At 44.0% G+C, this 13,565-nt stretch carries 10 protein-coding genes; 6 read left to right on the top strand and 4 right to left on the bottom strand.

Going from position 1 to position 13,565, the window contains the following annotated elements; genetic code table 11:
- Nucleotides 1-149 precede the first annotated feature (149 nt).
- The 4 genes from metH to ald all read left to right on the top strand — a co-directional run bounded on the left by metH (nt 150) and on the right by ald (nt 7,421).
- The gene (metH, locus tag A3766_RS12110; protein ID WP_068507516.1) at nt 150-3,842 is read left to right on the top strand and encodes a methionine synthase; all 3,693 of its coding nucleotides are present in this window, start codon (nt 150-152) and stop codon (nt 3,840-3,842) included.
- Between the two features lie 169 nt (nt 3,843-4,011).
- Nucleotides 4,012-5,673, top strand: a complete 1,662-nt coding sequence (locus A3766_RS12105) for a nitrite/sulfite reductase (protein ID WP_068507518.1) — start codon at nt 4,012-4,014, stop codon at nt 5,671-5,673.
- Nucleotides 5,657-6,142, top strand: coding sequence for a DUF934 domain-containing protein (locus tag A3766_RS12100; protein WP_068507521.1), 486 nt, complete (start codon nt 5,657-5,659; stop codon nt 6,140-6,142). The genes A3766_RS12105 and A3766_RS12100 overlap by 17 nt, the downstream gene beginning before the upstream one ends.
- Before the next feature lie 157 nt (nt 6,143-6,299).
- Nucleotides 6,300-7,421, top strand: a complete 1,122-nt coding sequence (gene ald / locus A3766_RS12095) for an alanine dehydrogenase (protein ID WP_068507523.1) — start codon at nt 6,300-6,302, stop codon at nt 7,419-7,421.
- A 33-nt stretch (nt 7,422-7,454) separates the two neighbouring features.
- On the opposite strand, the gene A3766_RS12090 is transcribed toward ald, so the two are convergent.
- A complete protein-coding gene (locus A3766_RS12090; protein ID WP_068507525.1) occupies nt 7,455-8,042 on the bottom strand; it encodes a MarC family protein in 588 nt (195 codons plus the stop codon).
- Nucleotides 8,043-8,299: 257 nt separating this feature from the next.
- Here A3766_RS12090 and A3766_RS12085 point away from each other — a divergent pair, with 257 nt between their 5' ends.
- Both A3766_RS12085 and A3766_RS12080 read left to right on the top strand, forming a co-directional pair.
- Nucleotides 8,300-9,118, top strand: a complete 819-nt coding sequence (locus tag A3766_RS12085; RefSeq protein ID WP_068507528.1) for a lysophospholipid acyltransferase family protein — start codon at nt 8,300-8,302, stop codon at nt 9,116-9,118.
- Nucleotides 9,115-10,095, top strand: a complete 981-nt coding sequence (locus tag A3766_RS12080) for an SDR family oxidoreductase (protein WP_068507530.1) — start codon at nt 9,115-9,117, stop codon at nt 10,093-10,095. Before A3766_RS12085 ends, A3766_RS12080 begins: the two co-directional genes overlap by 4 nt.
- 65 nt (nt 10,096-10,160) lie before the next feature.
- On the opposite strand, the gene A3766_RS12075 is transcribed toward A3766_RS12080, so the two are convergent.
- The 3 genes from A3766_RS12075 to A3766_RS12065 form a co-directional block, all read right to left on the bottom strand.
- Nucleotides 10,161-10,415: a DUF4404 family protein gene (locus A3766_RS12075; protein ID WP_068507532.1), complete on the bottom strand. Its 255-nt coding sequence runs from the start codon at nt 10,413-10,415 to the stop codon at nt 10,161-10,163.
- An 87-nt stretch (nt 10,416-10,502) separates the two neighbouring features.
- Nucleotides 10,503-12,068, bottom strand: coding sequence for an inorganic phosphate transporter (locus A3766_RS12070; RefSeq protein WP_068507534.1), 1,566 nt, complete (start codon nt 12,066-12,068; stop codon nt 10,503-10,505).
- 151 nt (nt 12,069-12,219) lie between these two features.
- On the bottom strand, nt 12,220-13,512 hold the full coding sequence (locus A3766_RS12065; RefSeq protein WP_068507537.1) for a PA14 domain-containing protein: 1,293 nt from the start codon (nt 13,510-13,512) through the stop codon (nt 12,220-12,222).
- Nucleotides 13,513-13,565 lie beyond the last annotated feature (53 nt).

Below are 13,565 nucleotides of genomic sequence, written 5' to 3'. Positions count from 1 at the left end.
TTGTGTGAGAGCAGAAATTGTCAGGTTTTTAGATATTATTTTCTATATCAAAATATTTCAATATACTTTTATTTCCGCTAAGATAGCGCTTTCTACAACATCGCATAGAATTGCGTGCTATTTCACCTTATTTTGGGAATACACATTTAATGTCCAACATACAAAATAGAACTCAGCTTTTGAACGACGCGCTAAGCAAGCGCATCCTAATACTGGATGGCGCTACCGGAACAATGATCCAGCGCTTTAAGTTTGAAGAGGAAGACTATCGCGGTGAAAGGTTCAAAGACCACCCTTCGGAAGTTAAAGGCAATAATGACCTATTATGCCTGACTCAAGTAGACGCCATTGCTAGCATCCATAAACAATATCTAGATGCAGGCGCAGATATAATTGAAACAAACACTTTCAACTCGACCAAAGTTTCCCAAGCTGACTATGGCATGGAAGAGCTTGTATACGAGTTAAATTTCGAAGCTGCACGTATTGCACGTGAAGAAGCGGAGAAGAAGACCGCTGAAACGCCCGACAAGCCAAGATTTGTTGCAGGTGTCGTTGGCCCAACATCACGTACGGCATCCATTAGCCCCGACGTTAACGACCCGGGTTTTAGAAACGTCACTTTCGAAGAGCTTTACGACAATTATTATGAAGCCACCGATGCCTTGGTAAAAGGCGGTGCCGACATAATCATGATCGAGACCATATTCGATACGCTTAATGCTGAAGCAGCTATTTATGCAGTTGAACAATACTTTCAGGATTCCAAACTGAAACTGCCAATCATGATTTCAGGCACCATCACTGACGCCTCGGGCCGTACTCTGTCCGGGCAGACAGCTGAGGCCTTCCTAATATCTGTTAAGCACTGCAAGCCTCTGAGCATCGGTTTTAACTGCGCTCTGGGTGCCGATGCACTTCGGCCCTACATTGAAGAGTTATCTACCAAGGGCGAATGCTATGTTAGCGCCCACCCTAACGCAGGCCTGCCGAATGAGTTTGGTGAATACGATCAAACACCTGAAGAAATGGCCGATATCGTTGAGACCTTCGCAAAAGATAATTTAATCAACATTATCGGTGGCTGCTGCGGTTCAACACCAGAGCACATTGCTGAAATCGCACGACGTATGGAGAAACACAGTACAAGGGCTATTCCACAGATCAAACCCAAACTTCGCCTTTCCGGCTTAGAAGCTTTTGTTACAGATGAAGACTCACTATTCATTAATGTCGGTGAGCGCACTAACGTTACTGGTTCAAAGAAGTTTTTGAGGCTTATTAAAGACGAAGAGTTTGAAGAAGCACTCGACGTTGCAAGACAGCAAGTTGAAAACGGCGCACAAATCATCGATATCAATATGGATGAAGGCATGCTGGAATCCAAAGAAGCGATGGTCCACTTTCTCAACCTCGTCGCTTCAGAACCAGATATCTCCAAAGCACCAATTATGATTGACTCCTCTAAGTGGGAAGTAATTGAGGCCGGACTGCGTTGCGTACAAGGGAAGGCTGTCGTTAACTCAATTAGCTTGAAGGAAGGCGAAGAGCAATTTATCGATCATGCGAAAGCCTGTATTCGTTACGGTGCGGCCGCGGTAGTGATGGCTTTCGATGAGAAGGGTCAGGCCGACTCCTTAGATCGTAAGATAGAGATTTGTAAGCGCTCATACGACGTATTGGTTGGCTTAGGCATGCCTCCTGAAGATATTATTTTTGACCCGAATATTTTTGCGGTCGCAACAGGTATCGAAGAACATAACAACTACGCCGTTGACTTTATCGAAGCTACTCGCTGGATTCGTCAAAACCTACCCTATGCAAGTGTCTCTGGTGGCGTTAGTAACGTCTCGTTTTCCTTCCGCGGCAACAACCCAGTACGCGAGGCTATTCATTCCGTCTTTCTTTATCACGCCATAAAAGCCGGTATGAACATGGGTATCGTCAATCCCGGACAACTAGTTATCTATGACGATATTGATCCAGAGCTAAAAGAGCGCGTCGAAGATGTTGTCCTAAATAGACGGGACGACTCAACTGATCGACTTCTTGAAATAGCTGATAATTTCCGCGGTGAAGCCGGTGAGAAGAAGAAAGAGGATCTAGAGTGGCGTAAGCTGCCTGTCGAAAAGCGACTCGAACACGCGCTTGTTAAAGGTATTACCACCTTTATTACAGAAGATACCGAAGAAGCTCGCGTCAAAGCAGCGAGACCAATTGAGGTCATCGAAGGCCCTTTAATGGATGGAATGAATGTCGTAGGCGACCTATTTGGCGAAGGTAAAATGTTCTTACCACAAGTCGTTAAAAGCGCCCGGGTAATGAAACAGTCAGTCGCACATCTCGTCCCCTTCATTGAAGCAGAAAAAAGTGATAAACAAACGACCAAGGGTAAAATCCTAATGGCCACCGCTAAAGGCGATGTACATGATATCGGCAAGAATATCGTTGGTGTCGTTTTACAGTGCAACAACTATGAAGTAATAGATCTTGGTGTAATGGTTCCTGCCGATAAAATACTTGCTGCCGCCAAAGAACATAATGTAGACATTATTGGAGTTAGTGGCCTAATCACACCGTCGCTTGACGAAATGGTCCATATCGCAAAAGAGCTGCAGCGAGAAGGCTTGGATATACCACTAATGATCGGTGGTGCAACGACCTCTAAGGCTCACACCGCTGTGAAGATAGAACCTCAGTATCAAAATAATATTTCAGTCTATGTCACAGATGCCTCACGTAGTGTCAGTGTTGCTACCTCTTTGTTAAGTGATACACAGCGTGACACCTTTGTCGAGAACGTGAAGGTGGAATATGAGACGGTACGCGAACGTCGTAAAAACCGCAGCGCCAAGTCCAGCTTCCTAAGCTATGAAAAAGCAGTAGCAAACAAGCTGTCACTTGATTGGAGCGGCTACGAACCACCTAAGCCGAAATTTACCGGCACCAAAATCTTTGAAGACTACCCACTTGAAGAATTAGTTGACTATATCGATTGGACTCCGTTTTTTATCACGTGGGACCTGGTTGGAAAATACCCGAAAATATTAAAAGATGAGCATATCGGTGAAGCTGCTCAGAGTCTTTTCAATGATGCACAAAAAATGCTCAAGGATCTGATAAGCAATAAAAAACTAAAAGCCAAGGCTGTTATCGGATTTTGGCCAGCAAACGCTCAAGGCGATGATGAAATTACTGTATTTGCAGACGAAAGTCGATCTAAGGTAAATCTAAGCCTGAATCACCTACGCCAGCAATCTGACAAAGCGGGCAATCAATTTAGCTTATCACTAGCTGACTTTATTGCACCTAAAGAAACGGGTCTCAATGACTATATCGGTGGCTTTGCAGTCACCGCTGGAATCGGTGCTGAAGAACTTGCCACCGAGTTCGAAGCAAAACATGACGACTACAACGCGATTATGGTCAAAGCGCTAGCTGACCGCCTAGCCGAAGCTTTCGCTGAGCGTATGCACGAAAGAGTTCGTAAAGAGTTCTGGGCTTACGCTGGAGATGAAAGCTTTGATAACGACGCCTTGATTAAAGAAAAATACCGCGGTATCCGCCCTGCTCCGGGCTACCCTGCTTGCCCTGATCATACTGAAAAGACCGAGCTGTTCAAGCTACTGGAACCCGAAAACAGTGCCGGAATTTCATTAACCGAACACTTTGCAATGACACCTGCAGCTTCAGTTAGTGGGTTTTATTATTCCCACCCTGATTCAAAATATTTTTCTGTTGGAAAAATTACCAAAGACCAGGTCGAGGATTACGCTAAGCGTAAATCAATGTCTATCACTGAAGCAGAAAAATGGTTGAGTCCGGTACTAAACTATGATTAATCGCTAAAAAACGGCTTTTATATAACCAAAACCCGTAATAGCTAAACAAACTTATATAAGCTGGTTATTTAACCGCTTATTAAAAACTGATACCCTTAGCGCCCGCAAAAATGGCCCCAGGCTGCTTTGGGCTAAATTATATTAAGCAAGTACGATTGAGACGCACTAAATGTACAAATACGATGGTTACGACAAACAGATCGTCCAGGAACGGGTTCAGCAGTTCCGCGGTCAAACCCAACGCTTTCTTGAAGGGACTTTGGCAGGTGACGACTTTTTGCCTTTACGTCTGCAAAACGGTCTATACGTCCAGCGATTAGCACCTATGCTTCGGGTCGCCGTACCTTACGGCATGCTGTCTTCCACACAGCTTAGGAAGCTCGCTTCAATCAGTCGTGACTACGACAAAGGCTACCTGCACTTTACTACTCGCCAAAACGTCCAATTCAACTGGCCCGAGCTAAAAGATGTCCCAGACATTCTTGACGAGCTTCGTAGTGTTGAAATGCATTCCATTCAAACGAGTGGCAATTGTATTCGTAACACCACGACTGACCAGTTTGCCGGTGTGGCAGCGAATGAATTGTTAGACCCGCGCCCTTACTGCGAGATCATACGTCAGTGGTCGACTTTCCATCCTGAGTTTGCATTCTTGCCACGTAAATTCAAAATCTCGGTAAACGCTTGTGGTGATACAGATCGTACTGAGTCTCTAGTGAATGATATTGCTCTGGAGCTTGTTAAGAACGATGCAGGTGAAATTGGCTTTAAAGTTTTGGCCGGTGGTGGGCTAGGCCGTACGCCAATCATTGCCTCGGTAATTCGTGAGTTTTTACCCGAGAAGCACCTGCTTAGTTATCTCGATGCGATCTTGCGTGTCTACAATATTCACGGTCGCCGCGACAACAAATACAAAGCTCGTATTAAAATCCTTGTAAAAGCCCTTACACCCGCCAAGTTCGCAGAACGCGTTGAAGCTGAATGGGAGCATATCAAGGATGGAGCGACAACACTGACCAATGAAGAAATTGACCGTGTAAAAAACTTCTTTACAGAACCAGCATACCAATCGCTTGCTGATAATAGTGAAAGCTTTGTTAAGCAACAAGACGAGCACAAAGGCTTTGCCAATTGGATCAAGCGTAATGTCAATGACCATAAAAAGCCTGGCTACTCGATCGTTACGCTAACACTTAAGAAAACGGGCACACCACCAGGCGATGCATCTGACAAGCAGGTTGATACAATTGCAGACATGGCTGATAAGTATAGTTTTGGTGAAGTCCGTGTAACACACGACCAGAACATTGTTCTTGCAGACGTTCCTCAGAATATGTTGTTTGAATTATGGAGTGAGGCTAAAGCAGCTGGTTTTGCAACGCCTAACCTTGGCATGATTACAGACATTATTTGCTGCCCAGGCGGCGACTTTTGTGGCCTTGCAAACGCCAAATCAATACCAGTAGCTGAGCAGATTCAAATCAAGTTTGATGATCTAGATTATGTCTATGACATCGGCGAGATCGATTTAAATATATCAGGCTGTATGAACGCTTGCGGTCATCACCATGTGGGTAACATTGGAATTCTCGGTGTTGATAAGCGCGGCGAAGAATTCTATCAGGTATCTCTAGGTGGAAACTCGGGTAAAGATGCCGCCATTGGCAAAATATTAGGCCCGTCCTTCGCTAGAGCTCAGATGCCTGAAGTCGTTGAAAAGATTATCAACGTTTATATTGAAAACCGAACTGAAGAAGAACTGTTTATTGATACATTCCGTAGAATTGGAATGCTACCTTTTAAGGAGCGCGTATATGCCAAGGCTGATTAAAGTAGATAAGATTGTCGATGATGCGTGGCAAATTCTAGATAAAGGTTTTTCAGGCAAGCTTGAGCAGAGCCAGGTATTTGTTCCCTTAAACTATTTGCTTGAAAACCCTGGATGCATTGATGCTTCTGAAGTTGGCGTTTGGCTCGACAGCGACGAAGAACCGGAAGCGCTTGCACCCTACCTGGATAAGCTTCCTGCTATTGCAATAAACTTCCCTAAGTTTGTTGACGGGCGCGGCTACTCCTATGCTCGTATACTTCGCGACCGTTTGAACTTTGAGGGTGAAATTCGTGCAATTGGCGACATTCTTCACGACCAGCTTTTCTATCTGAAACGCTGCGGTTTTGACGCATATGCAGTTCGAGAAGACAAAGATATTGAGGTCGCACAAGAAGGCTTGTCCGACTTTACTGAATCTTATCAAGCAGCAAGCTTTATGAATCAACCACTATTTCGCCGTCGCGGCTAACGAGTGCTTAGTACCCACCTCTAAGCCCCCAAACCAGGATCTTAGAGGTGGAGCTTTTCAAACAAACTCCCCCTCCTCTTCCCCTTACGTCGTTCTTCATCCGCTAAAAATACAGCTATACTAATAACATATCTGGCGTTTTTTAAAGGAGTCAGCAATGCGTATTGGTGTACCAAAAGAAGTCAAAAATAACGAATTCCGCGTCGCCATGACGCCTAACATTGCTCACGAGCTCTATTCTCATGGACATAAGGTTTTTATAGAGAAAGATGCAGGATTAGGATCCGGTTTTTCAAACCAAGAATACCTTGACGCAGGGTCGACTGTGCTCGAATCTGCTGTTGATATTTTTCACCAAGCAAACCTGATTCTTAAGGTAAAGGAGCCGCAAGCCTGGGAGCGCAGCCAGCTCACCGCAGGTCATATACTGTTTACATATTTACACCTTGCACCAGATCTTCAGCAAACAAGCGACTTGCTAGATAGTAAAGCAACGTGCATCGCCTATGAGACGGTTTCCGATGCTGCGGGACACCTTCCTCTTCTTACACCAATGTCAGAGATTGCTGGCCGAATGTCAATTCAGGCAGGCGCTCACTGCCTTGAGAAATCGCAGGGAGGTCGCGGCGTACTCTTAAGTGGTGCCCCCGGTGTCGAACCGGCACGCGTTCTGATACTTGGTGGCGGAGTTGTCGGCCGCAATGCTGCTAAAATCGCTGTTGGCATGGGGAGCGACGTAACCGTATTCGATAAATCGATTGAAACACTAAGAACACTAGAAAGCGAGTTTGGCAACAGCATCAAAACTCTATACGCAAGTCGCGCAGCCCTACTCAAACTCCTACCTCACTGCGACCTTGTTATTGGGGCTGTGCTAATTCCCGGCGCTACCGCCCCAAAGCTAATTACTAAAACTGACCTAAGCCAGATGAAAAGCGGCAGCGTGATCGTAGATGTGGCGATAGACCAAGGTGGATGTATTGAAACCTCAAAACCTACAACTCATGAAAAGCCAGTATTCACAATAAATAATGTCGTACATTATTGCGTCGCCAATATGCCCGGAGCCGTTGCACGAAGTTCAACTCTAGCTTTAACGAACGCTACAGCGCCTTACGTAATCGAGCTTGCTAATAGAGGTTGTCGTAAAGCACTGGAAACGAACCCGGGCTTTATGAAAGGTCTGAATATTGTTAATGGGGAGCTCTGTAACAAGAACGTTGCCGAGGCACAAAACCTAAAAAGCATTTCTCTTGAAAATGCGCTTAATAAGCTTTGATTCCTTATAGCAGCATAAGCTGATTCGCCGACATTAAGTAAATACTCGCAAGCCATCCAGAATAAACTGGATTGCCAGTGCAGCTAAGATCATTCCTAAAAAACGTTTTAATACTTCATCACCTATCGCACCAACCAGGCGTTTAACATTGCCCGAAAAAATCATCAGAATACAGGTTAGCGTGCTGATAGATACAATGGCAAACATCACAGAAAGCTGGCCCAAAGCCGAACTAGTCGAAGAAAACAACAAAATACTTACTGTTAAAGAGCCAGGCCCCGCAAGTAGCGGTATGGACAATGGGAAAACCGATATATCTCTGCCATTCCCGCTGCCAGCGAAAGACAAACTACTGGTAACCATACGAAACGCCGTATAAAACAAAAGCACGCCACCGGATATCTTGAATGCATGAATACTAATCGCAAGCTTACTTAAAAGGAGTTCACCAAAATTGCCAAACAATACTAGTAGCATCGTGGAAATAAGACAGGCCTTGAAAGCGATCAACTTTCGACCTGAACCACTTTCAAGCAAAGAATGGAAAATTAAAGCCATTCCAATCGGATCGATGATCACAAATAGAGCAACCAACGCTCCAACATATACACTTATATCCATAAGAATCTCATAAAAGGACTTACTATCACTATAGTATTGAATCGTGCCAAGCGCGAAAGATACTTTCTCTAAAGCGAAAAGGCTTAATTTTTTTGTATGTGATAAATCAATCCCTATATATTTTATTGCCCTTTAATCCTGATTTAAAAAGACCCGCAGCGTAATAATATGACATAATGTTCATGTCGACTCACAGTCACAAAACTAAGTCGAGTCAAGATAGAACAGCAACACAATAATATGTCAAAGGATTTGAAATGGGCTTAAAATCTTTTCTAAAAGATAAACTAGTATCAAAAGAACTAAACGTCCAACTCGATAAGATAGAAAAACCAGTTGGAACCCTTGGCTATGACCCATGGGGTTTTAACTCTGATACCAATAAGATTGTTTTTTCTTTATTCTCTGGCATTTACAACAAATACTTTCGCGTAGAGACTAGCGGGATTGAGCATACTCCCGATTCAGGGCCCGTACTAATTATCGCAAACCATAGTGGACAGCTTCCTATTGATGGAACACTTATCGGTTATGCAGTAGCAAACCGAGAAAATTCTCCTCGTTTACCTCGCGCAATGATTGAGCGCTTCTTTCCAACAGTTCCATTCCTTGGAAATTTTCTGAATCAGGTTGGTGCCGTATTAGGCGACCCTATAAATTGCGCAAAAATGCTTGAAAATGGTGAGGCTATTGTGGTTTTCCCGGAGGGAATACGAGGCTCAGGAAAGCTATACAAAGATCGCTATCAGCTTGCACGTTTCGGAAATGGCTTTGTGCACTTGGCAATGAAGCACACCACACCGATTATTCCGGTTGGCGTCGTTGGCTGTGAGGAGACCATCCCTGCTATCGCCAATATCAAGCCCTTAGCTAAGCTTTTAAACGTTCCTTATGTTCCAATAGCCCTGCCTTTCATTTTCCCTGCGAAAGTTCGCCTCAACTTTGGGAAACCTATTTACTTCGAAGACGAAGATCTTACTGAAGAGCAAGTGACGCGTAGAGTTGAAAAGGTTAAATCAGCCATCAATGGCTTGATTGCAAAAGGATTGAATGAAAGGGAGGCAATATTCGAATGAGTTCTCGTACAAACACTAGCAAAACAATCAGCAAGAAAAAAGCTGAGCACAAGAAAAACGTTCTTGTTACAGGCGCTGCCGGCGCCTTAGCCCAGCAAGTCATTAATCGACTTCGTGATGAATACCAAATTGCTGCTGTAGATTTCCGTAAAATCACCTATCACAGCGACGACATTCCAAGTTATAAAGTCGATTTCAATAAACGCGTTTTTGAAGACCTGTTTAAGCATCATGACTTTGATAGCGTTATTCACCTCGGACGTATTTCTTCTGCAGAAGAAACACGGATGAGACGTTATAATGCCAATGTTCTTGGCACACAAAAGCTTTTGGACTTAAGTCATAAATACGGGATCAGCAATGTTATTGTGCTATCAACCTATCACGTTTATGGGTCATCACCCTATAACCCGGCACTGATTGATGAAACTGCCCCGCTAAAAGCAGCTGAGCTAACAATGGACCTGGTAGATTCCGTCGAGCTTGAAAGCCTAGCTAATATCTACCTATGGCGCTATCCTGACTTGAACATTACGATTCTAAGGCCCTGTAACATTGTCGGCCCTGGCGTACGAAATACCATCAGCAACTTACTTTCAAGTAAATACGCACCGGTACTGATGGGATTCTCTCCAATCATGCAGTTCATACATATAGATGATATGGCCGATGCCGTTACGCTAGCGCATAAGCAGCGAAAGCGCGGTGTCTACAATGTTTCGACAAATGACTGGGTTGCCTACCAAGACGCGCTGGAACTTTGTGAGTGTACACCCATACCCATTCCATCTATCCCGCCCGTGTTGCCTCGTGCCATTACAGGCTTTCTGAACTTAACAATGTTTCCGTGTTATTTGCTTAATTATTTTAAGTATCCGGTCGTTATTGATGGGTCTCATTTCAATGAAACCTTTGGATTTAAAGCGAAACGCCCGATTAAAGAAATTTTCAGAACTTACCGTGAATTGAAAGAGTAGCAGACTAAAATCTAGACGTAAAAAAGCNGATGAGGCTAGCGCTATCATCGGCTTTTTGTTGTCGCTTAAATCCCGATATTTTTTAAGGTATCAAGCATCTGCTCAAGTATCGCAGCCGCTCTCGGATGCTCGGCCTCAACCTCGGCAACAAGGGTTTCAACAAGCTCTAAAAAGTTTGGGTCGGCGGGCTCAGCCTCATCCATCTCATGAGCATGTGTCTTAACTTGCTCTAGCAAAGACTGCTGCTGAGGGCTAACTAACTCGTCACCAAATCGTTCATGCAAATCGGTAATCAGGTGGGCAACTTTTTCTTTAGGCATAATCAGCTCCTTTACTGTGATAACTTGAAGGCTAGCGCTTAACTAGGTTCAAGTAAAGAAACCTAGTCAAGCGAAGCGGCCTTAATCTTAAATGCTAAAGCCTGAAATCAGAGTAAACACCGTAGCAGCAAGGGCTGCAGAAGCAGGAACGGTGATAAGCCACGCAGCAATAATTTTCTTGAATGCGGACCGCTTTACAAGCTTTTCTTTATATATTTTCTTTAAACGCTTGCGCTCGACCTTATTAAAGCCAAGCGCTTTTTTCTCTTGTTTTGCAGTCTGCAGCATTTTTTCCATCTCTTCGACAGATGCGCTTTTAAAATCATCAAGAAACTCGGATAGCCGGCGCTTTTCTTCACCCTCATGGTGACTAAGCATGGTATGCAATTGACTTGCATAACTAGTTTTTAGATACTCCCTAAGGAAGCCAACACCGAAGATCCCACCAACCGCAATATGGGTTGAACTAACAGGCAGACCAAGCTGAGAGGCAATAATAACAGTAATGGCTGCAGCCATTGCAACACAAAAAGCTCTAGACTTATCAAGCTCTGTAATTTCTGTGCCCACGGTACGAATTAGCTTAGGCCCATACAATAGCAAACCAATTGCTATACCAATGGCACCAATCATCATCACCCATAGAGGAATAGCCGCTTTTTTAGAAATACCATCGCTGGTAATCGAATCGGTGATAGCAGCAAGCGGTCCTACGGCATTTGCAACATCATTTGCTCCATGCGCAAAACTTAATAATGCCGCAGCAAAAATCAGAGGTATAGTGAAGAGATTGTTGACGCCTTCCTTATTATTCTCTTGCTTTTTGGATGACTTTGAAACTAAAGGTTTTATTACAACAAAAAAACATGCGGCGACAGCAAGACCAATCATGGCGGCCATTTGGAAGTCAATTTTCCATATTTTTTTCAAACCTTTAAGCGCTAAATAAGTACTAAACGCCCACGCCATCAACGCGATCAACCAAGGAACAAAGCGTCTTGCCGATTGAAGCATGTCATCCTGATAAATAATCTTCTTTTTAATGAATAGGAGAAGCGAGGCTGCAATAACGCCCCCTAGCACAGGTGAGATAACCCAACTCGCAGCAATCATCCCCATTTTATTCCAGTTTGCAATGGCCAATCCGCCAGCAGCAATACCTGCGCCAAGCACGCCACCAACGATTGAATGAGTTGTTGAAACGGGCGCACCGAGGTAAGTAGCTGCATTCAACCAAACAGCACCAGCAAATAAGGCTGAAAGCATTAACCAGATAAAAGTAGTGGAATCAGTAATATTTTCGGGGTTGATAATACCCTTCTTAATGGTACTGACGACTTCACCGCCAGCTAACAAGGCACCACCGGCCTCAAAGATTGCAGCTATTATTATCGCCCAGGTTAGTGTGAGCGCTTTTGAGCCAACCGCTGGGCCAACGTTATTGGCCACATCATTGGCACCTATATTCATTGCCATATAGCCGCCAACTACTGCGGCGATAGATAAAACCAAAGAACCTTGTCCAAGCTGGAAGCTTGTCGCGACGTAAGCTAGAATCCCGGCTAAGAATAAAAATGCCAGCCCCAGACGAGAAAATTCTTTTCGACTATCGTTCACAGCAGAATCGATTTTTTGAGCAGATTTTAAATCCATATCATGCACACCTTTACCATTAGAGTTTGATATTGTGCGCACTATAAATCGACCGTCACATAAATGTAACAATTATTTGAATTTATTTAACTTGGTAGCAAAATCCCGGCAACAAATCCACCTTATATTGGTACAAGGCAATTACAATTCTCTATATATTTACTTCGACAATCGAAGACTTTTTGCTCTCAGAGTTATCCTTAGTCACGGTACTGATCGCAAAGTAATGAGTACCAGCGCTTAGAGATTCCAAAGCAACCGAAGTCGCTTCAGGGTCTGTTACGGTTATTAGCAACACCATATTGCCACTACTTGCCCCACGATAAATTTTATAAGACTTGATATCGCCCTGGCTCAAAGCGCTTCCATCCTCTCTAGTGTTTGGTGCCGACCAATTAAGCTCAACAGCGTAAATATCTTGTCCACCCGAATCAGGGGTTGACGGGAGTTCCGGTACGCTGCTTGCGTTGTCTATTTGTGTCCCTGCCAAATATTCATCAAGATTAGACGAGCCATCACCATCATTGTCATTTACGGCGTCCGATGAATCTAGAACGTTGAGACCAACCAATACCTCATACCCATCAGGAATACCGTCGTTATCGGTGTCCTCATCTAGTGGGTTGCTTAGAATGAAATACTCATCAACATTGCTTAATAGGTCGCCATCACTATCAGAAAAAGCATCGGCATCATCATTAGGATCTGTTCCAATCGCTAATTCATAGAAATTAGGTAAACCGTCATTATCACTGTCTATTGGCAGATAGCGATTATCATAGGGGGATAGAAGGTTACCTGAGTGGTAACCGACATGATAACCATCCTGGTAACTTTCAGCTAAACCTGATTCGTGGTCATAGTATGCTAAGTTTTCACTCGTTAGCGTGGTCAGCTCAAAACCTGGCCCTGACCATGAGACATTTAAGTAGTCTCCACCTAGGTGGTCTTTATGCAATACTTCGAAATAGTATGGTGTTCCAGCGTCTAAGTTAATAGTAGGCGACTTCTGAGTTTTATAACGATCCCAAATTTTGTATCCAGAAGGCTTATTAACAAAAGCGATCAATCGCTTATTGTCGGGAGTATCATCGCCAGATAACCAAACTTCTGCGCTTTCGTCTGCGCTTAGCCAGAAGGTATAGGCACCGCTTTCGGGGACCATAAGCAAACCTCTTAGCCGTTGCCCATATTTATCGCCCTTTGAATCAATAAAGTCTAGCTCCTGGACAAGTTCACTTGAACTAGAGCTGAGCGGAAATCGAGCATTTCTAGTTAGAGCTCTTACATTTTTACCCCCGATAGATTTCCACATTTGGAGCTCTATACCGCCATCATCGGCAGCAGTGGGCGGCAATTCATTTACTGCAAGAGAAATAGTTTTAGTTGTAGTGCACGCACTGAGCAAAAGGACAGATAAAATAGTAAAGAATTTATAGTTCATTGCGTATACTCCTTACGAATATTGAAATCAATGATTCAAGTATTACGCATATT

The sequence above is a fragment of the Oleiphilus sp. HI0132 genome, assembly GCF_001635845.1.
This window is presented reverse-complemented; position numbering and strand designations above follow the sequence as displayed.

What these genes read in the sequence shown, in the direction of transcription:
- metH (WP_068507516.1), top strand. Translation starts at nt 150, where the DNA reads ATGTCCAACATACAAAATAGAACTCAGCTTTTGAACGACGCGCTAAGC.
- A3766_RS12105 (WP_068507518.1), top strand. Translation starts at nt 4,012, where the DNA reads ATGTACAAATACGATGGTTACGACAAACAGATCGTCCAGGAACGGGTT.
- A3766_RS12100 (WP_068507521.1), top strand. Translation starts at nt 5,657, where the DNA reads ATGCCAAGGCTGATTAAAGTAGATAAGATTGTCGATGATGCGTGGCAA.
- ald (WP_068507523.1), top strand. Translation starts at nt 6,300, where the DNA reads ATGCGTATTGGTGTACCAAAAGAAGTCAAAAATAACGAATTCCGCGTC.
- A3766_RS12090 (WP_068507525.1), bottom strand. Translation starts at nt 8,042, where the DNA reads ATGGATATAAGTGTATATGTTGGAGCGTTGGTTGCTCTATTTGTGATC.
- A3766_RS12085 (WP_068507528.1), top strand. Translation starts at nt 8,300, where the DNA reads ATGGGCTTAAAATCTTTTCTAAAAGATAAACTAGTATCAAAAGAACTA.
- A3766_RS12080 (WP_068507530.1), top strand. Translation starts at nt 9,115, where the DNA reads ATGAGTTCTCGTACAAACACTAGCAAAACAATCAGCAAGAAAAAAGCT.
- A3766_RS12075 (WP_068507532.1), bottom strand. Translation starts at nt 10,415, where the DNA reads ATGCCTAAAGAAAAAGTTGCCCACCTGATTACCGATTTGCATGAACGA.
- A3766_RS12070 (WP_068507534.1), bottom strand. Translation starts at nt 12,068, where the DNA reads ATGGATTTAAAATCTGCTCAAAAAATCGATTCTGCTGTGAACGATAGT.
- A3766_RS12065 (WP_068507537.1), bottom strand. Translation starts at nt 13,512, where the DNA reads ATGAACTATAAATTCTTTACTATTTTATCTGTCCTTTTGCTCAGTGCG.